This is a genomic window from Neorhizobium sp. 2083 (genome assembly GCF_031455615.1).
GTDB lineage: Bacteria > Pseudomonadota > Alphaproteobacteria > Rhizobiales > Rhizobiaceae > Neorhizobium.
The window spans coordinates 125,867-145,903 of the sequence record NZ_JAVDTC010000005.1; the positions used below are offsets into that span (position 1 = coordinate 125,867).

The window sequence follows — 20,037 nt, forward strand, 5'->3', positions numbered from 1 at the left end:
AGGGCGGTGGAATGAACAAGACATTTTTCGCATCTGCAATCGGAGCCGTCATCCTGGCTTCGGGCATCTCCTCCTCGGCATCTGCCCAGGAACGTCTGTTCGATGAAGTGCGTATCGGCGTTTCCGGTTCGATCCAGAGCAAGAGCACCTTCGAAAAGGGCGCATTCCCTTCCGCCACCGTCTTCTTCGACCCCTTCGACCAGCGTCACGCCCAGAGCTTCATGGACCACATGCTGCGTCCGCGCGTCCATGTCGGCGCGATCGTCTCGACGGCCGGCGAGGCAAGCCAGGTGTTTGCCGGCTTCACCTGGACGGCACCGATCACCGACAAGATCTTCGTCGATCTCGGCTTCGGCGGCGCGTTCAACAACGGCAATCTCGACAAGCCGAATGACGGCCCGAAGGTCGGTTGCCATGCGCTCTTCCACGAGTCGCTCGGCCTCGGTTACAACATCACCAACAACTGGCGTGTTCTGGCGACCGTCGAGCACTCCTCGAATGCCAACCTCTGCGACTACAATGCCGGCCTTTCCTACGCGGGCATCGCGGTCGGCTACAAGTTCTGATCCACAGCCGATATGGTCTGAAAGAGGCGCCGGGTTTCCGGCGCTTTTTGTTTTCCGGCCTTCCACATCATGCCATCGCATGGCAGCATTTTCCTGTCGCGCGCCGCCGCCACATAGGTTAAAGAGCGGCCTTGTCAGGCTCCCCAATCCAGAGAAGATCATGACCATTCCGAACAGCATCGCGATCACTCCCGAACTCGTCGCCTCGCATGGCCTGAAGCCCGACGAATATCAGCGGATTCTCGATCTGATCGGACGCGAGCCAAGCTTCACGGAACTCGGCATCTTCTCGGCGATGTGGAACGAGCACTGCTCCTACAAATCCTCCAAGAAATGGCTGCGCACCCTGCCGACCAAGGGGCCGCGCGTCATCCAGGGGCCCGGCGAAAATGCCGGCGTGGTGGATATCGACGATGGCGACTGCGTCGTCTTCAAGATGGAGAGCCACAACCATCCATCCTATATCGAACCCTACCAGGGTGCGGCGACCGGCGTCGGCGGCATTCTGCGCGACGTCTTCACCATGGGCGCTCGCCCGATCGCAGCGATGAACGCGCTGCGCTTCGGGGCGCCCGACCATCCGAAGACCAAACATCTGGTGTCCGGCGTCGTTGCCGGCGTCGGCGGGTACGGCAATTCCTTCGGCGTGCCGACCGTCGGCGGCGAAGTGGAGTTCGATCCGCGATACAACGGCAACATCCTGGTCAATGCCTTTGCAGCCGGGCTTGCCAAGTCGAATGCGATCTTCCTGTCGGAAGCCAAAGGCGTCGGCTTGCCGGTCGTTTACCTCGGTGCCAAGACCGGCCGTGACGGCGTCGGCGGGGCAACGATGGCATCTGCCGAATTCGACGAATCCATCGAAGAAAAGCGCCCGACCGTCCAGGTCGGCGACCCCTTCACCGAAAAATGCCTGCTCGAAGCCTGCCTCGAACTGATGGCGACCGGCGCGGTGATCGCCATCCAGGACATGGGTGCGGCTGGCCTTACCTGCTCGGCCGTCGAGATGGGCGCCAAGGGTGACCTCGGCATCGAGCTCGACCTCGACCAGGTCCCGGTGCGCGAAGACCGGATGACGGCCTATGAAATGATGCTGTCGGAAAGCCAGGAGCGCATGCTCATGGTGCTGCAGCCGGAAAAGGAAGACCAGGCCAAGGCGATCTTCGTCAAATGGGGCCTCGATTTCGCGATCGTCGGCAAGACGACCGACGACCTGCGTTTCCGCGTCCTGCATCAGGGCGAGGAAGTCGCCAACCTGCCGATCAAGGATCTCGGCGACCAGGCTCCGGAATACGACCGTCCCTGGGTGCCGTCAAAGGCACGCCCGCCCCTGCCCGCCTCGCAGGTTGCCGCACCCGCCGACTATAATCAGGCTTTGCTGAAGCTCGTCGGCTCGGCCAACCAGTCCAGCCGCCGCTGGGTCTGGGAACAGTATGACACGCTGATCCAGGGCAATTCGCTGCAGCGCCCGGGCGGCGATGCCGGCGTCGTGCGTATCGACACCCATCCCACCAAGGCACTCGCCTTCTCTTCCGACGTCACGCCGCGCTACGTCGAGGCCGATCCGTTCGAAGGCGGCAAGCAGGCGGTCGCGGAATGCTGGCGCAATATCGTCGCCACCGGTGCCGAACCGCTCGCCGCCACCGACAACCTCAATTTCGGCAATCCGGAAAAACCGGAAATCATGGGTCAGCTCGTCGGCGCCATCAAGGGCATCGGCGAAGCCTGCAAGGCGCTCGATTTCCCGATCGTCTCCGGCAATGTCTCGCTCTACAACGAGACCAACGGCATCGCCATTCTGCCGACCCCGACGATAGCCGGTGTCGGCCTGCTGCCGGACTGGCAGAAAATGGCGAAGATCGGTTCGGCGAACGACGGCGACAAGCTGATCATGATCGGAACGGACGGCAGCCATCTCGGCTCTTCGGTCTATCTGCGCGACATTCTCGACACGATCGACGGTCCGCCGCCGGAAGTCGACCTGAAGGCCGAGCGCCGCAACGGCGATTTCGTCCGCTCGCTCATCCGCAACGGCCAAGTCACGGCCTGCCACGACATTTCTTCGGGCGGCCTTGCGGTGGCGCTTGCCGAGATGGCAATGGCATCAGCCAAGGGAATGAAAATCAGCCTCAAGGAACAGCGCGGCCCGGCCCATGCGCTGCTGTTCGGCGAAGATCAGGCCCGTTATGTCATCGCAGTGCCTGCGGATCTCGCCAATTTCGTGCAGGCCAATGCCGAAGGTGCGGCCGTTCCCTTCCGCACGCTTGGCACAGTCGCAGGCGGCAGCTTGGTGATCGACGACCTGATCGAGATCGGGATCCCGCAGCTGACGGAAGCGCATGAGAGCTGGTTCCCGGCCTTCATGGCCTGAACTCCAGCCGCTCCACGCGTCAGGAAAGCTACGCCAGTGCGAAAAGCCGCGGTTTGGGACTGCGGCTTTTCTGCACACGTGAGCAAATTTGAAGCCGAAGGGATTGCTGGACTCGTCTCATCCGGATAACCATTCGGGTTTTCTGATATGAGAACAAGCGTAGAGAAATGCTGAAACCGATTTTGACCTGGTTGAGGTCATCGGGCCCGACCTGGCACTACAGACGGATCTGGCTCGATGCACTGATCGTCACCCTTTGCCTGAATGTTCTGGCCTGGATGATTTTTTCGAAGATGGGAATGACCACCCACGATATCTTCGATGAAGACGGCCCCATCGAAGACCTTCAGTCCGCGTCGCTCGCCATCACCGCCGTTTTTGCCATCATGGCCGCCCTCGGAACGAGGATATTGGCACGCTTCGTCGCAGTCACGACGGCTTGCATCTCCGTCGTCTTCTTCATGCGCGAGATGCCAATATGCCGTGGAAGTGTGACAGTTTATTGTGTGTCGAAGACCTGGCTGCCAATTATTATCGGCATTGCCGCCCTGATCCTGCTGATTGCGACGATCGTGTTCGAATATCGGCACAGAGGCGGCTTCCTGCGCGCTATCCATCCGCGCCTGTCCTGGCCGCTGGGCCTGATTGCCGCGGTGCTCGGTGCCAGCCAGCTCGCCGAGCATTTCGATATCGTCATGATGGAGGAAAGCCTCGAGTCCTACGGCTTCATGATCCTGACGATGAGCTCCTTATGGCTCTTTCGTTTCTCCCGCGCCCAGCATCTTCCGCCACTGAGGTTCCGCGCCAGGGCCAGCCTCCACAAGATGAAGCATGCATTCTTGCATCATTGCAGCTGAGCCGCTCGATCCCGCTTTGACCGCAGAGCAGCTTTGAGGCAGTGTATCTCGACAAAAGGTTTCGCGGTTGAGTCTGCGGAGAAGAAAAGGCGTGACATCATGGCTATGAGACCCGGTGAAATCGAAGACCTGATCAAGGCCGGCATTCCCGGTGCCAAGGTTACCATCCGGGATCTCGCCGGCGACGGCGACCACTACGCTGCCGAAGTGGTGGCGGAGGCTTTTCGCGGAAAGAGCCGCGTCCAGCAGCATCAGATGGTCTACGAGGCTCTGAAGGGCAATATGGGCGGCGTACTGCATGCGCTGGCGCTGCAGACCTCCGCTCCGGCGGAGTGAGATGACGACGCCCCGCCTGATCGAGGAGATCGTCACCGGAGCTCCTCGGCAGTCGCAGCAAGCGGCACAGCCGCCAGCACGGTCGTGGCTCGCCTGACGTTTTAAACGGCGGCGAGCCGCGGAATAACCCCACCCAATGGACTATTCCGCTGGAATTCCAGCTGCCACATTGCTATTTAAGGCTAATGACGCAGCGCAGCGGCCCTTGAAACCGCATGTGAAAGGATAGGACATGAGCGGAATTACCGATTTTATCGCCAACGAAGTGAAGACCAATGACGTGGTTCTCTTCATGAAGGGCACCCCGCAGTTCCCGCAATGCGGTTTCTCCGGCCAGGTCGTGCAGATTCTCGACTATCTCGGCCTCGACTACAAGGGCGTCAACGTGCTCGCCGATGCGGAAATCCGCCAGGGCATCAAGGACTACTCCAACTGGCCAACCATTCCGCAGCTTTACGTCAAGGGCGAATTCATCGGCGGTTGCGATATCGTCCGCGAGATGTTCCAATCCGGAGAGCTGCAGACTCACCTGCAGGAGCAAGGCATCAGCGTCCGCGGCGCGGCTTGAGATTTTCCGGGCCAAGGTCCGGGACATTATAAAGATATTTTCAAGGCGCCGCTCCCAACGGCGCCTTCACGTTGTTTAGGAAACTGCTTGTGACAAATCCTTTGCAAACGCCTCAGGACCGCCTGCGCGGCATGGGGCGCGCCGAATTTATCGCGATGATGGCGATGCTGATGGCACTCAATGCATTCGCCATCGACATCATGCTCCCGGGCCTTCAACAGATCGGCGCTGCGCTTGGGGTCTTGAATGAGAACCACCGGCAGTATGTGGTCTCGTCCTACATATTCGGCCTTGGCATCGCCCAGGTCCTCTATGGCCCTCTCTCGGACCGTTTCGGCCGGCGCAACCCGATGCTGTTCGGCATCGGCATCTATTTCATCTGCGCCGTCGCCATCGTCGTCGTGCCCTCCTTTGGCGCTCTTCTTGTCCTTCGCTTTATCCAGGGCGCCGGCGCTGCCGCGACCCGGGTCATCACCATTTCCATCGTCCGCGACGTTTATGGCGGCCGCGCGATGGCTGAGGTCATGTCGCTGATCATGATGGTCTTCATGGTCGTGCCGATCATCGCACCGGGCACCGGCCAGCTTATTCTGCTTGCCGGCAACTGGCATCTGATCTTCCTCTTCATCGCGATCATTTCGCTCTGCATCGGAAGCTGGATGTATTTCAGGCTGCCGGAAACGCTTGACCCCGCCGACGTGCGCCCGTTCACCGTTTCGTCGATCCTGTCGGGCTTCAAGATGGTGCTGACCAATCGCCTGGCGCTTTGCTACACAATCGCCAGCACCTTCATTTTCGGCGCGATGTTCGGCTTCATCAACTCGGCGCAGCAGATCTATGTGGGTATCTACGGTCTCGGATCCCTATTCCCCGTCGCGTTCGCAGCCGTGGCGGTCTTCATGTCGGCGGCCTCCTTTCTCAACTCCCGCTTCGTCGGTCGTTTCGGCATGCGTCGTCTCTCGCATGGCTCGCTTGTCGGCTTCATCGCGATTACGACGGTCTGGATGCTCGTGCAGGTTTTGGGTCCGCAGCCCATGCCTTTCATGCTGTTCCTGACCTTCTTCTCGCTGGCAATGTTCCAGTTCGGCTGGATCGGTGCGAACTTCAATTCGCTGGCCATGGAACCGCTCGGTCACGTCGCGGGCACGGCCTCCTCGGTACTCGGTTTCATGAGTACCGTCGGCGGGGCGCTGATCGGCGTTGCGATCGGCCAATCCTTCAACGGCACGGCATTGCCGCTGGTGGCCGGATTTTTTATCGTGTCGATCATCGGACTGATCTTCGTGCTGATCGGCGAGAAGGGAAAACTCTTCCAGCCGCACAATCCGAAGATCTGAAATATCTCACCCAACAAAAAAAGGCCGGATTGCTCCGGCCTTTTTTGTATGCGCTGCTTCAATGGCCGATGATCTCGTTGCGGAGCATCTGCCAGCTTTCCCTGTCGGTGGTCAGCAGCAGCCCGCCGTCGAGGTGATGCGGCAGGTAGGGAGAACCGTCGAAGCGCGCAACGTAACCGCCGGCCTCCGTCCCGATCAGCGTGCCGGCCAGATGATCCCAGGGCATCAGCTTGTTATAGAGCACGAACTGCACGTGGCCGCCGGCAAACGTGCGGTATTCATGGGCCGAGCAGCGATAGTTGGCGAAGAAACGAACCTTGGCGAGATTGCCGAGGATCCGCTCGCGCTCGCCGCCGAAGAAATATCCGGGCGAGGCCATGCCGATCATCGCGTCGATCGGCCGGGATTGCGCGACCGCAAGCCGGATCGCCTCGCCGTCCGGACGCCGCAGGAAAGCACCGGCGCCCTTTTCCGCCATGACCCAGTCGTCGCCCATCGGATCGTAGATGATGCCGGCGACCGTCTCGCCCTTCCAGACGACCGAGGCCATCACGCCGAAGGCTGGGATGCCGGAGGCGAAATTGAACGTGCCGTCGACCGGATCGACGACCACCGCGAATTCCGCATCCGCGAGCTTGGCGAGCAGCGAGGGATCGGCCGCCACCGATTCCTCTCCGACGAAAAGCGCGCCGGGCGCAAAGGCCTCCAGCTCGCGGCGGATCATCCGCTCGGCCGCCTCGTCGGCCTCCGTCACCAGGTCGGCCGGCTCGCTCTTGGAGCGGACGTCACCGCTGCCAAGCCGCCGGAAACGCGGCAGGATTTCGGCCTTGGCGGCAAGGCGCAGAAGATCGGCAAGCTTCGTGATGTCGAGCGGGAGGGTCATGACTACGGTCTCTTGGGGTCTTGGTCGGGAGGAGTTCAGAGGTTTTGAGCGGCCTGGAGGCCGGAGAAATCGAAAAGTTTCGGATCGAGCAGGTGGGACGGGTTCACATGGGCGAGCGCGCGCAGCATCGTGTCCTTGCGGCCCGGCATGCGGGCCTCGATATCGGCAAGCATCGCCTTCATGGAATTGCGCTGCAGGCCGTCCTGCGAGCCGCAGAGATCGCAGGGGATGATCGGGAACTGCATGGCGGCGGCGAATTTGGCCAGGTCGTCCTCGGCGCAATAGGCGAGCGGCCTCAGCACCATCATGTCGCCTTCGTCGTTCAAGAGCTTTGCCGGCATGCCGGCAAGCCTTCCGCCGTGGAAAAAATTCATGAAGAAGGTTTCGAGAATGTCTTCGCGGTGATGACCGAGCACCAGCGCATCGCAACCCTCTTCGCGGGCGATCCGGTAAAGATTGCCGCGCCGAAGCCTGGAACAGAGAGAGCAATAGGTGGCGCCTTCCGGCACCTTTTCCTTCACGATCGAATAGGTATCGCGATATTCGATCCGGTGCTTGACGCCGATGGAGGCGAGATATTCCGGCAATATATGCTTGGGGAAGTTCGGCTGGCCCTGGTCGAGATTGCAGGCAATCAGCTCGACCGGCAGCAGGCCGCGCCATTGAAGATCGAGCAGCACCGCCAGCAGCGAGTAGGAATCCTTGCCGCCGGAGAGACCGACGAGCCAGCGTTTCTGGCCGCCCAGCATGCCGAAATCATCGAAGGCCTGGCGCACCTGCCGCAGCAGGCGCTTGCGCAGCTTGTTGAACGAGACCGAGCTCGGCGCCTCCCGAAACAGGGCGGGCACGAGACCGTCGACGGCATCGTCCAGGTCATCGTCGATTTTGGCCGTCACGCCCATTGGTCTTTCCTTGAGATCGAAAAGCGGGCAAAGGCCCGCTTTTCTCAACCGAATATCAGGCGCCGAGAACGGCTGCCACCGCGTCGAGCGCCTCATTGGCCTTGGCGCCATCCGGGCCGCCAGCCTGGGCCATGTCCGGCCGGCCGCCGCCGCCCTTGCCGCCGAGCGCCACGGAGGCGACGCGAACCAGGTCCACTGCGCTGAAGCGGTCCACCAGATCAGGCGTCACCGCAACAACGGCACTGGCCTTGCCGTCTTCCGAAACGCCGATCAGCGTGACGACGCCGGAGCCGAGGCTCGCCTTGCCTTCATCCGCCAGGCCCTTCAAATCCTTGGCATCGATGCCGGTGAGCGCCTTGCCCATGAACTTGACGCCGCCGACCTCCCTGACATCACCGGTCGAACCGCCCTGCCCGCCGCCCATGGCAAGCCGGCGCTTGGCATCCGCCAGTTCCTTTTCGAGCTTGCGGCGCTCGTCCAGCAGCGCCTCGACGCGCGAAACGACGTCCGCCGGCTGCACCTTGAGGGCGCCCGCGAGCGTTTTCACGCGATCGTCCTGTTCGGCGAGATAGGCGCGCGCCGCCTCGCCCGTCACCGCCTCGACGCGGCGAACGCCGGCGCCGACGGCGCTTTCGCCGAGAACGCGGACAAGGCCGATATCGCCGGTGGCGTTCACATGCGTGCCGCCGCAGAGCTCGATCGAATAGGGCTTGCCGGTCTTCGGACCCTCCACCGCCTTGCCCATCGCAACGACGCGGACTTCATCACCGTATTTTTCGCCGAACAGCGCCATTGCGCCTTCCGCGATCGCGTCGTCGACGCTCATCAGGCGGGTCGTGACGGGCGCGTTCTGCAGGATGATGGCATTGGCCATGTCCTCGACCTTCTGCAGCTCCTCGGCCGACATCGGCTTCGGATGCGAGACGTCGAAACGCAGGCGCTCGGGCGCCACCAGCGAGCCCTTCTGGGCGACGTGGGTGCCGAGCACTTCGCGAAGCGCCTCATGCAGGAGATGGGTGGCGGAATGGTTCGAGCGCAGGCGCGAACGGCGGGCGTGATCGACTGTCAGCGCCACCGCATCGCCGACCTTCAGCGTGCCCTCGGCGACGGTCGCGATGTGGACGAACAGGCCCTCGCCCCTCTTCTGCGTATCCGCGACCGTGAGCCTGGCGTGATCCGTCGAGATCACGCCGGTATCGCCCATCTGGCCGCCGGATTCGCCGTAGAACGGCGTCTGGTTGACGACGATCTGGACCTGCTCGCCGGCCGACGCGCTGTCGACCGCCTTGCCGTCGCGCACGATCGCCTGCACCACGCCTTCGGCGGTCTCGGTGTCGTAACCCAGAAACTCGGTCGCGCCGTGCTTTTCCTTGAGCTCGAACCAGATCGTCTCGGTCGCCTTGTCGCCGGAGCCAGCCCAATGGGAGCGGGCTTCCGCCTTCTGGCGTTCCATCGCATCGGTAAAACCGGCGATATCGACGCCGATCTCGCGGGCACGCAGGGCGTCCTGGGTCAGGTCGAGCGGAAAACCGTAGGTGTCATAAAGCTTGAAGGCCGTCTCGCCATCCAGCATGTCGCCCTTGCCAAGCGTGCCGGTCGCGTCGGAGAGCAGCGAAAGGCCGCGTTCCAGCGTCTTGCGGAAGCGGGTTTCCTCGAGCTTCAGCGTTTCGGAGATCAGAGCCTCGGCGCGGACCAGTTCCGGATAGGCGCGACCCATTTCCTGCACCAGCGTGGGCAGGAGCCTGTACATGACCGGCTCCCTGGCGCCCAGCAGCTGCGCATGGCGCATGGCGCGGCGCATGATGCGGCGCAGAACGTAACCACGCCCTTCGTTCGACGGAAGAACGCCATCGGCGATCAGGAAGGCGGAGGACCGGAGATGGTCGGCAATGACGCGGTGGCTGGCGCTGCCTTCCGCCTTGACGCTCATGACGTCCTCGATCGTGGCGGTCAACGTGCGGAACAGGTCCGTATCGAAGACGCTCTGCTTGCCCTGCAGGACGCAGGCCATGCGCTCGAGACCCATGCCGGTATCGATCGACGGGCGCGGCAGGAGCGAACGTTCGCCCGGCGCCGTCTGCTCGAACTGCATGAAAACGAGGTTCCAGAATTCGAGGAAACGGTCACCATCCTCTTCCGGCGAACCGGGCGGTCCGCCCCAGACGTTTTCACCCTGGTCGATGAAGATTTCCGAGCACGGACCGCAGGGGCCGGTATCGCCCATCTGCCAGAAATTGTCGGAGGTCGGGATGCGGATGATCTTGTCGTCGGAAAAGCCGGCGATCTTCTTCCAGAGCGTTGCCGCCTCTTCGTCCTCGGAATAGACCGTCACCAGCAGCCGGTGCTTCGGCAGGTCGAACCCTTCCGTGACCAGCTTCCAGGCAAGCTCGATGGCGCGCTCCTTGAAATAGTCGCCGAACGAGAAATTGCCGAGCATTTCGAAAAAGGTGAGATGGCGCGCGGTGTAGCCGACATTGTCGAGATCGTTGTGCTTGCCGCCGGCGCGCACGCATTTCTGCGAGGTTGTCGCGGTCGAATAGGAGCGCGTCTCAAGACCGGTGAACACGTTCTTGAACTGCACCATGCCGGCATTGGTGAACATCAGCGTCGGATCGTTGCGCGGTACCAGCGGACTGGAGGAAACGACCTCGTGGCCGTTCTTTCGGAAATAGTCGAGGAAGGTCGACCGGATTTCATTCACGCCGCTCATGCTACGCCCTTTTTACCGCCGGATGCGGTCCTATTATTCGAAAACCAAAGGCTTGTATCGTCCACGCCCACAACTGTCCAGCCGCCCGCCGCCTGGCCAAACGAGAAACCGGCCGCTCATCTTTCGATGGCGACCGGTCGATTGCAAGCGGCCGGAGAAAACTCCGAGTGCGGCGGGACCGCTTACATATCCGCAGCCGCGTCGCCGTCGTCAGCGTCGGGACCACCGTTCTGCAGGAAGCGGTCGGCGATGAGGCCGGCATTCTGGCGGAGCGACGTCTCGATCTCGCGGGCAAGTTCAGGATTGTCGCGCAGGAAGGTCTTGGCGTTCTCGCGGCCCTGGCCGAGGCGCTGGCTGTTATAGGAGAACCAGGCGCCGGACTTCTCGACGATGCCGGCCTTGACGCCGAGATCGATCAGTTCGCCGGTCTTGGAAACGCCTTCGCCATACATGATGTCGAATTCGACCTGCTTGAAGGGAGGCGCCATCTTGTTCTTGACGACCTTGACGCGGGTCTGGTTGCCGACCACTTCCTCGCGCTCCTTGACCTGGCCGATACGGCGGATATCGAGGCGAACCGAGGCGTAGAACTTCAGGGCGTTGCCGCCGGTGGTGGTTTCCGGAGAACCGAACATCACGCCGATCTTCATGCGGATCTGGTTGATGAAGATCACCATGCAGTTCGACTTGGAGATCGAAGCGGTCAGCTTGCGCAGCGCCTGGCTCATCAGGCGGGCCTGGAGACCCGGCAGGCTGTCGCCCATCTCGCCTTCGATTTCGGCGCGCGGGGTCAATGCGGCGACCGAGTCGACGACGAGGACGTCGACTGCGCCGGACCGGACCAGCGTGTCGGTGATTTCGAGCGCCTGTTCACCGGTATCCGGCTGCGAGATCAGCAGGTTCTGGAGATCGACGCCGAGCTTGCGGGCATAGACCGGATCGAGCGCATGTTCGGCATCGACGAAGGCGCAGATGCCGCCCTTCTTCTGGGCTTCGGCGATCGTCTGCAGCGCGAGCGTCGTCTTGCCGGAGCTTTCCGGACCGTAGATTTCGATGATGCGGCCCTTCGGCAGGCCACCGATGCCAAGCGCGATGTCGAGGCTGAGAGAGCCGGTCGAAACCGTCTCGATCTCAACGATATTCTCGTTCGAACCGAGCTTCATGATCGATCCCTTACCGAAGGATCGTTCGATCTGTGACAGTGCTGCTTCCAGCGCCTTGCTCTTGTCCACGCCTTTATCCTCTACCAGCCGCAACGAGTTCTGTGCCATGTTGATCCCACCTTTAGGTTATTGCCGCCGCGCAAGCAATGAAGCAGCCGATAAAGGTGATGTACCTATTTTGTTCTCATTTGGCAAGAGCCAGACAAGAGATTGACTCGAAATAGATATTTCCGTTCCGTTCCCAGGATGTTCACGCCTGTTGAGGTGTGGAAAATTCGCGTTTGAAATCAACATCGCGCAACGCTCGCGCGACGAATCGCGACGTTTGAAATTTCATGAGGGTCTGTCCGATTCTCACTCCGAATCGAGCATTTCCCGGACCGCGACCGCGAGCTGCTTCAGCGAAAACGGCTTCGGCAGGAAGCCGAACTTGGCGTCGGCGGGCAGGTTGCGGGCAAAAGCATCCTCGGCATAACCGGAGACGAAGATGAACTTCAGATCCGGATAAGTCTTGCGCAGCTCGGTCAGAAGCGTCGGCCCATCCATTTCCGGCATGACGACGTCGGAGACGACGATATCCACCTGGCCCTGAAGCTCTTCCATGATATCGAGCGCCTCGGTGCCGGAGCCCGCCTCATGCACGGTATAGCCACGCGTTTCCAGCATGCGCTTGCCGCCGCGGCGGACGGCCTCCTCGTCCTCGACGAGCAGGACGACCGCCGATTTTCCGGTAAGGTCCAGATCGTCGGAGGCGGGCGTCGACACGACGGGTGCCACAACGGCCGGCTGGGCAGACACGGCGGTTGCGTCTGCCGAAACGGCCTCCTGCACGATGACCGGCGCTTCGGGAATGTGGCGCGGCAGGAAGATGCGGAAACTGGTACCGCGGCCGACTTCCGATTCGGGATAGATATAGCCGCCGGACTGCTTGACGATGCCGTAGACCATGGAGAGGCCGAGGCCGGTGCCCTTGCCCACTTCCTTGGTGGTGAAGAACGGCTCGAAGATCTTGTCCATGATTTCGGGCGGAATGCCAGAGCCGGTGTCGGACACCTCGACCATGACGAAATCCTCGGCCGGCAGATCCGCCTGGTGGAAGCCGCCTGCATCCTCGGCGGAGACGTTGCGGGTCTTGATCAGGATCGTGCCGCCCTGGGGCATGGCGTCGCGTGCGTTGACGCAGAGATTGATCAGCACCTGCTCGAACTGCGACAGGTCGGTACGAACCGGCCAGAGATCGCGGCCGTAATCCACTTCGAGCTTCACATTGGTGCCGGAGATCAGCCGGTCGACGAGCATGCGCAGGTCGCCGACGACATCGGTCAAATTCAGCACCGCCGGCCGCATGGTCTGCTTGCGCGAGAAGGCAAGCAGCTGGCGCACCAGAACCGCGGCGCGGTTGGCGTTGCGCTTGATCTCCATCAGGTCCGCAAAGCTTGCGTCGGAGGGGCGCGCCTGCAGCAGGAGATGGTCGGAGGACAGAAGGATCGCGGTCAGCACGTTGTTGAAGTCGTGCGCGATGCCGCCCGCCAGCGTGCCAACCGCATTGAGCTTCTGGGTCTGGGCCATCTGGGTTTCGAGCGCCTTCTGCTCGGTCGTCTCGACGGCATAAACGATCGCCGCCTCTTCCGGCGCCTCGTCGCTCTCGTCGATCACGGCATTCACATAGAAGCGTACGTAACGGTTCTCGTCGCCCGGATGACGCGAATCGATCGGGGCGATATCGCCCTGGCCGTCCTTGGCGGCGGCGATCGCCTGCATCAGCGGCTGGCGGGAATTGTCGTGGACGATCCTGTCGAGTTCGATGCCGGCATCCACATCGTCGCGGGAAACCACACCGGCAAACAGCTTGAGGAACGGCGCATTGATGCGCAGGATCCGGCCTTCGCCGTCGACCGAAGCTATCGCCATCGGGGTGTTGTTGAAGAAACGCGTGAAGCGCATCGCGGAGGCCGACTGGTCGCCCTCGCCGCCCTTCGGCCGCGCCAGCACGATGGTGCGGCTTTCGCCCGGCGCGCCATCGCGGGTGGCGCTGACATTATGCACCAGGCGCACGGGCAGGCTCTGGCCGTTGGCGCGGCGCAGGTCGAGGTCGAGCGTTTCGGTGCGCTTGAGGCCGGGGGCCGCCTGCACCGACTGGATCAGCGCCATGCCCTCGCCCGCCACCAGATCGGCAATCGTCAGCGAGCGCGGAGCGAATTTGGTGAGGTCGATGCCGAGCCATTCGGCGAGCGTGGCGTTCAGATAGAAGATCTCGCCCTTCTTGCCGGCGGAGAAGAAACCGGCCGGCGCATGGTCGAGATAGTCGATGGCGTTCTGCAGCTCGCGGAAGAACCGCTCCTGGTCGTCGCGTTCCGAGGTGATGTCGGTGATCTGCCAGATATCAAGCTGGCCCTTGCGGCTGTCGGCGGGGGTCAGCAGCCTCGCCTTGAGGCGGTACCAGTGGGCGCCGGAACCGTTTCCGGTCGGGCGTCCGATCGGCTGGAGAAGCCGGAACTCCTCGTGGCCTTCGCGGCCTTCGCGCAGCGCCGTGGTCAGCCGGTAGAGCGCCTCGGTCGATTCGCGGGTCTTGGACAAAAGCGCTTCGAGCGACTGAACATTGCTTGCCCTGGTCGCGCCGGTCATCCGGCCATAGGCGGCATTGGCGTAGAGGATGCGACCCTTGACGTCGGTGATCAGAATGCCGTCGGGATGATTGGCGAGGAAACCGCGGGCCAGTTCGTCGGAACGCGATTGCGGCATCACCTCGACGAGGCCGATGATCGACGACACCAGGAAGAATATCCCGACCATGGCGAGGATGCCGAGCAGGCCGAGCACCAGCTCGTTGTCGAGCGCATGCTGGAACAACACGAAACCGGCGGCCACACCACAGAGAACGAGCGCCAGGAGAACGATCCGGATGATGGTACCGCCACGCGTCCCTTTTTCCACCAGGGGCGCCTCGTAGTTGCCGCTTTGCTGCAACTTCGTCATCAATTCCTCGCATTTCGACCGGCGCTGCGGCCATGAACATTCAGGGATCGGGGTTCCCGTGATTCCTTATTAGCAAGTTGCAGGTTCAGCAAAAAGCTCCGCAAGGCCACAAAAGCCGGGACAGTTCGGCGTAGTGACCTATCTTTGCTTTTCTGCGCTGTCTTTCAGCGCGGGACAATGACAGTTAGCAGCTTGCTTCGGTAGGAAAAAAGTCGTTTTTTACCGCGGCGTTTACATGAGGAGTGGCAAGAGATGTTCGAAGACCTGATGGGGGCCTATGGGGGCCGCCTGGTGATCGCAGTCGTCGGCGTCGGCATTGGCCTTCTCGTTCTCATCGGCGTGTTGTGGCTGATCCGCAGCCGCAGCGGCCCCTCGCCCTTCGTGCGCGGCGGCAAGAACCGCCAGCCGCGGCTGCAGGTGCTGGATGCGGCAGCCGTCGATACCCGGCGTCGCCTGGTTCTCATCCGTCGCGACGGCGTGGAACATCTGATCATGATCGGCGGTCCGACCGACATCGTCATCGAAAGCGGAATCACCACGTCGGCATCCGCAACGCCGGCCATCGCGGCCGCTGCGGCCAGCCGGTTCCAGCCGCTGGACATGACCGTGCCGCTTCAGGCGGTACAGGCCATGGAACCCCGACCGCCCGCGATTGCCGAACCGCGGCCGGCGGCCGTTGCCGAGCTCCGGCCAGCGCCCGTTCCACGCCCGGCGATGCCGGAGACGCGCCCGGAGCCGGTCCGCGAAAGCGCGTCCTTGCCGCGCGAGACGCCTCGTGCCGCTCCGGCCGAGGCGCCGACGGCAGCGCCTGCTCTCGGGGCGCCGATCCCCATGAGCGGTACGCTCGCACCCCGCCCCGCACCGGCCGCTTCACCCGCACCGGCTGCCAACGCCGCTCCCGAGCCGGTCGCCACCCTCCGGCCGGAACCGCCGGCCCGCCAGGCCCCGGAGGTAAAACCGGAGCCGCTGCGGCCGATCGCGGCACTGGCGGCGGCCGCGACACCGGTGACGCCTGCGCCCGCTCCCGCTCCTCCTCAGGTTCCGGCCTTTGACGATGCGGTGGATGTTCTCGATGCAGCCCGCGGACGCGTCTTCCAGGAGACGCCCGAGCCCCGCGTCGTGCCGGTCAGCGCCGCGATCGTACCTCCCGCCGTTCAATCTGCCGCCGAGAAGCCGAAGCAGCTCGGCAGCGATTTCGAACGGATCCTCGAAGAGGAAATGGCCAATAACCTCGCGGCCCGCGAGCCGGTGGTCATCCCGCAGCCGAACCGCCAGACACAGCCGCGGAACCCCGGCGTGCCGCCTGTCACCGGCGCCACGCCGGAACCGAGCCTGCAGTCGGAAGTCGCGCGGATATTCGGGGAAATGTCCGTCACCCGCGACAAGTGAGCGGATGCCTCCGTCGCTGGAACTTCGGCAAAGAAAAAAGGCACGGAAAACCGTGCCTTGAATTCGTTTGCCGTTGATCGGGCGAGTTATTCGTCCCGATAGACCTTTTCACGACGCTCGTGGCGTTCCTGCGCTTCGATCGACAGCGTGGCGATCGGGCGAGCGTCGAGACGCTTGAGGCCGATCGGTTCGCCCGTTTCCTCGCAGTAACCGTAGGTACCGTCCTCGATGCGCTGCAAGGCGGCATCGATTTTGGAAATCAGCTTGCGCTGACGGTCACGGGCTCGAAGTTCGATGGCTCTGTCGGTTTCGGAGGAAGCCCGATCGGCGAGATCGGGGTGGTTGGCGCTTTCTTCGGCCAGGTGGCCCAGCGTTTCGCGCGCTTCTCTCAGGATGTCATTTTTCCAGGCGATCAGCTTTGCCCGGAAGTATGCCTTCTGATTTGCATTCATGAACTCATCGTTTTCCGAGAGCACATAGTTGCTAAGATCGATCTTCTCACTCAACGCGATTCTCCTGAAGAACATCTCATGCGGCGCTCTATATCCTATCCCGCTATCCGGATTCAAGCCTCGCGCTCAGTATTAAGGCATTTTTAAAACTGTCATAAAAATCCGCTAAACGGCTATTTTTTAAGCTTTTATTCGAAGCCCCCAAAACTCTTCTCCACAACCGGATCTGCCTGACCTCGCTATTTCGAAACATCTGCGGCAGTTGACGAGCCTCGTGCCGAAAGGCTACCCATGCCTTCCATCCTCCTAACAGCGGTGCCGGGCATGACGACGATCACTCCTCCTCCTTCCCGCATCTACCTCCTGCGCCATGCCAAATCCGGCTGGGCGGAGCCCGGACAGCACGATTTCGACCGTCCCCTCGACAACCAGGGTTTTGCCCAGGCCGAGATCGTTGCCGACAAGGCGGCCGACCGCAGCTACCGCCCCGATATCCTGATCAGCTCCACCGCCATGCGGTGCCGCCAGACGGCCGAAGCCGTCCGCCGCGCGATCAGCGAGGAAATCGAGCCGCTCTTCGTCGACGAGCTCTATAACGGCTCGCTCGGCACCTATCTCGCCATCCTTGCGGGCCAGAGGGACAGCGGTTCGGTCATGCTCGTCGGCCACAACCCGACCATGGAGGAAGTCCTGGAGGGGTTGATCGGCGCCGACCAGATGGTGGCGGCGGTTCCGGGCGGCTACCCTCCCGCCGGCCTTGCGGTGCTCGACTATCGCGGTTTCGTCGCCGGCTCGGATGCCGCCTGGGTGCTGACCGACTTCCTGACTGCCTGAACCGGATGCCGTAACGGCCTGGCCGCCCGCCGCCGGATTCTTGCACTTTGCGGCCGCGCGACGGCTTCCTATATAGGCGTAAACACTGGACCCGGAACGACGCCTTGCCGCCTTCGCTTACCAGCTTCTCGGATGATGCGCGCATCGCGCTCGACAATATCGCAGACCGTGCTTCGGGCCTCGTGCATCCGACGATCAGGCTCGGCGTGACCGGGCTGTCGCGTGCCGGCAAGACCGTGTTCATCTCGTCGCTCGTCCATAATCTCCTGAACGGCGGGCGGTTGCCGCTTTTCGAAGCCTTGCGCTCCGGCCGGGTCTCCGCGGTGCGGCTCGAGCCGCAGCCGGACGACGCCATCCCGCGCTTCCAATACGAAGACCATATCCAGGCCCTGGTCCGCGACCGCATCTGGCCGGATTCGACCCGTGCCATCTCCGAGCTGCGGATCACCCTCGACTACCAGAGTGCCAGCGGCTGGGGCCGGATGTTCTCGCGCGGCAGATTGTCGATCGACATCGTCGATTATCCCGGCGAATGGCTGCTCGACCTGCCGCTGCTGGCCCAGGATTTCCGCACATTCAGCGACAATACCGTCGCCCTTGCCGGGACCGGCATCCGCGAGGAACTGGCGCGCGAATGGCTGGCGCTTGCGCGCGGCATCGACGCGGACGCGCCGGCCGACGAAATGACGGCCCGGCGGCTGGCGGAAGCCTTTGCCGCCTATCTCAGGGCCTGCAAGGCGGATGAGCGCTCGCTTTCGACCCTGCCGCCCGGCCGCTTCCTGATGCCCGGCGATCTCGAAGGCTCGCCGGCGCTCACTTTCACGCCGCTGCCGGACATGCCCGACACCAAAGCGCCAAAAGGTTCGCTGCGGGCGATGATGGAGCGCCGCTACGAGGCCTACAAGAACGTCGTCGTCAAACCGTTCTTCCGTGAGCATTTTGCCCGGCTCGACCGCCAGATCGTGCTGATCGACGCGCTGCAGGCGATCAACCGCGGTCCCGAAGCGGTGCAGGATCTGGAACGGGCGCTGACCGACGTGCTCGCCTGTTTCCGGCCCGGCCATAATAGTTTCTTCTCGTCCCTGATCGGCCGCCGGATCGACAGGGTCCTGGTGGCGGCCACCAAGGCGGATCACCTGCATCACGAAAGCCACGACCGGCTGGAACGGCTCACCGGCCGGCTGGTCGATCGCGCCGTCCAGCGTATAGGCATGGCCGGCGCCGGCATCGAGGTGATGGCGATCGCATCGGTGCGCGCCACCCGGGAGGCGACCGTCAAGGAAGACGGCCATCTCCTGCCGGTCATCGTCGGCACACCGATTTCGGGCGAAACGATCAATGGCGAACGCTTCGACGGCATTAAGAAAACTGCCATATTTCCCGGTGACTTGCCGGATGATCCTGAAGCATTCTTTCAGCAACTTGATTCCGTCGACGCGGAGCTGCCGGAGATCAATGTGGTGCGTTTCCGCCCGCCGGCGCTCGAAGAGGCGAATGGCGGGATGAAGCTCTCCGTGCCGCATATCCGGCTCGACCGCGCCATGCAGTTCCTGTTCGGAGACCGCCTCGCATGAGACCGCCCGAATCATCCCCGAACGGCAAGCGCCGTCCCGCCTCCTTTTCGGTCGAAGAGGAGAGCGTGTCCGCAAACCAGTCCCTGCCCGTCGCTCGCCGCAGCCCGCGCAGCTTCGAGGACGGCGTCGTGGTGACGCCCGACGAACAGGATCCATTCGTGACGCCGCCCGAACTGGCGGCGGAGGCGATTCCCGTCGCCGAACCGCGGCCGCGCAAAAAATTCTCGTTCGTCAACCTGGCGGCGGCCGCCTTCGGCACCTTCCTGTCGCTCGCTTTCGGGCTCTGGGCCGATAGCGTCGTCCGAGACCTGTTTACCCGTGCCGACTGGCTGGGATATGCCGCCCTCACCGCTCTTGCCGTCGGGCTCCTGGCCGTCGCCGTTATCGTCGGCCGCGAGATTTTCGGCATGATGCGGCTTTCCGCGGTCCAGACGCTGAAGGCCCAGGCGGAAGAGGCGGCCCTTTCCCCTCGCCCGACCGCCGCGCGCGCCGTCGTCGCCGCGCTCACAAAGATCCTCGGTCACCGGGCAGAGACCGCCAGGGGTCGCGCGAACCTGGACGCCACGAAGGACGAGATCATCGACGGACCACAGCTTATCGAGCTTGCCGAACGGGAGCTTCTGGCGCCGCTCGACCGCAAGGCCCGGGCGCTCATTCTCGGCTCGTCGAAGCGTGTCTCGGTGGTCACCGCCGTCAGTCCGCGCGCCATCGTCGACCTCGCCTATGTGCTCTTCGAAGTCACCCGGCTGATCCGGGCCATGGCCGAACTCTATGGCGGCCGCCCGGGCACGCTCGGACTGCTGCGGCTGATGCGGGATGTCATCGCCCATCTTGCCGTCACCGGCTCGATCGCGGTCGGCGACGGCCTTGCGCAACAGGTTCTCGGCCACGGCCTTGCCTCGAAACTGTCCAAGCGTCTCGGCGAAGGCGTGATCAACGGCCTGCTGACGGCGCGAATCGGCATCGCCGCCATGGATCTCTGCCGGCCGCTGCCCTTCCGGGCGGTCAAAAGGCCCGGGATCGGCGACTTCATCTCGGACATCGCGAGCGTCGGCGGGCGGAAAGACGAATAATAGAGGGTCGCCCTGCCGCCCCGATCCGGCCACAGTCACCAGTCGTTAA

General features: G+C 62.8%; 16 protein-coding genes. 10 read left to right on the forward strand and 6 right to left on the reverse strand.

The window, feature by feature from the left end:
- Positions 1-11: 11 nt before the first annotated feature.
- From J2X76_RS19900 to J2X76_RS19925, 6 genes are all read left to right on the forward strand, one after another.
- A complete protein-coding gene (locus J2X76_RS19900) occupies positions 12-566 on the forward strand; it encodes an acyloxyacyl hydrolase (RefSeq protein ID WP_113129588.1) in 555 nt (184 codons plus the stop codon).
- Between the two features lie 160 nt (positions 567-726).
- Positions 727-2,934, forward strand: coding sequence for a phosphoribosylformylglycinamidine synthase subunit PurL (purL, locus tag J2X76_RS19905; protein WP_310219026.1), 2,208 nt, complete (start codon positions 727-729; stop codon positions 2,932-2,934).
- Positions 2,935-3,101: 167 nt separating this feature from the next.
- Positions 3,102-3,791: a hypothetical protein gene (locus J2X76_RS19910; protein ID WP_310219028.1), complete on the forward strand. Its 690-nt coding sequence runs from the start codon at positions 3,102-3,104 to the stop codon at positions 3,789-3,791.
- A gap of 99 nt (positions 3,792-3,890) precedes the next feature.
- Positions 3,891-4,127: a BolA family protein gene (locus tag J2X76_RS19915; protein ID WP_007770085.1), complete on the forward strand. Its 237-nt coding sequence runs from the start codon at positions 3,891-3,893 to the stop codon at positions 4,125-4,127.
- Positions 4,128-4,359: 232 nt separating this feature from the next.
- Positions 4,360-4,695, forward strand: coding sequence for a Grx4 family monothiol glutaredoxin (grxD, locus tag J2X76_RS19920; protein ID WP_007770088.1), 336 nt, complete (start codon positions 4,360-4,362; stop codon positions 4,693-4,695).
- A gap of 131 nt (positions 4,696-4,826) precedes the next feature.
- Positions 4,827-6,032: a multidrug effflux MFS transporter gene (locus J2X76_RS19925; protein ID WP_113129682.1), complete on the forward strand. Its 1,206-nt coding sequence runs from the start codon at positions 4,827-4,829 to the stop codon at positions 6,030-6,032.
- A gap of 58 nt (positions 6,033-6,090) precedes the next feature.
- Here J2X76_RS19925 and J2X76_RS19930 read toward each other — a convergent pair whose 3' ends face one another.
- The 5 genes from J2X76_RS19930 to cckA form a co-directional block, all read right to left on the reverse strand.
- Entirely contained in the window at positions 6,091-6,915 is an 825-nt protein-coding gene (locus J2X76_RS19930) for an inositol monophosphatase family protein (protein ID WP_310219032.1), read from the reverse strand.
- Between the two features lie 35 nt (positions 6,916-6,950).
- On the reverse strand, positions 6,951-7,817 hold the full coding sequence (gene ttcA / locus J2X76_RS19935) for a tRNA 2-thiocytidine(32) synthetase TtcA (protein WP_113129584.1): 867 nt from the start codon (positions 7,815-7,817) through the stop codon (positions 6,951-6,953).
- 55 nt (positions 7,818-7,872) lie between these two features.
- Entirely contained in the window at positions 7,873-10,527 is a 2,655-nt protein-coding gene (alaS, locus tag J2X76_RS19940) for an alanine--tRNA ligase (RefSeq protein WP_310219033.1), read from the reverse strand.
- A gap of 182 nt (positions 10,528-10,709) precedes the next feature.
- Entirely contained in the window at positions 10,710-11,798 is a 1,089-nt protein-coding gene (recA, locus tag J2X76_RS19945; RefSeq protein ID WP_113129582.1) for a recombinase RecA, read from the reverse strand.
- Between the two features lie 246 nt (positions 11,799-12,044).
- On the reverse strand, positions 12,045-14,666 hold the full coding sequence (gene cckA, locus J2X76_RS19950; RefSeq protein WP_113129581.1) for a cell cycle histidine kinase CckA: 2,622 nt from the start codon (positions 14,664-14,666) through the stop codon (positions 12,045-12,047).
- Positions 14,667-14,918: 252 nt separating this feature from the next.
- On the opposite strand from cckA, the gene J2X76_RS19955 reads away from it, so the two are divergent.
- Entirely contained in the window at positions 14,919-16,055 is a 1,137-nt protein-coding gene (locus J2X76_RS19955; protein ID WP_310219037.1) for a flagellar biosynthetic protein FliO, read from the forward strand.
- 86 nt (positions 16,056-16,141) lie between these two features.
- Here the strand turns inward: J2X76_RS19955 and dksA are convergent, their stop codons facing one another.
- The gene (gene dksA / locus J2X76_RS19960) at positions 16,142-16,561 is read right to left on the reverse strand and encodes an RNA polymerase-binding protein DksA (RefSeq protein ID WP_007771163.1); all 420 of its coding nucleotides are present in this window, start codon (positions 16,559-16,561) and stop codon (positions 16,142-16,144) included.
- A 270-nt stretch (positions 16,562-16,831) separates the two neighbouring features.
- On the opposite strand from dksA, the gene J2X76_RS19965 reads away from it, so the two are divergent.
- The 3 genes from J2X76_RS19965 to J2X76_RS19975 all read left to right on the forward strand — a co-directional run bounded on the left by J2X76_RS19965 (position 16,832) and on the right by J2X76_RS19975 (position 19,988).
- Positions 16,832-17,341 (forward strand): histidine phosphatase family protein, encoded by a 510-nt coding sequence (locus J2X76_RS19965; protein ID WP_310219038.1) that lies wholly within the window; start codon positions 16,832-16,834, stop codon positions 17,339-17,341.
- A gap of 104 nt (positions 17,342-17,445) precedes the next feature.
- The gene (locus J2X76_RS19970) at positions 17,446-18,915 is read left to right on the forward strand and encodes a YcjX family protein (protein WP_310219039.1); all 1,470 of its coding nucleotides are present in this window, start codon (positions 17,446-17,448) and stop codon (positions 18,913-18,915) included.
- A complete protein-coding gene (locus tag J2X76_RS19975; protein WP_310219040.1) occupies positions 18,912-19,988 on the forward strand; it encodes a TIGR01620 family protein in 1,077 nt (358 codons plus the stop codon). Before J2X76_RS19970 ends, J2X76_RS19975 begins: the two co-directional genes overlap by 4 nt.
- The last annotated feature ends 49 nt before the right edge of the window (positions 19,989-20,037 follow it).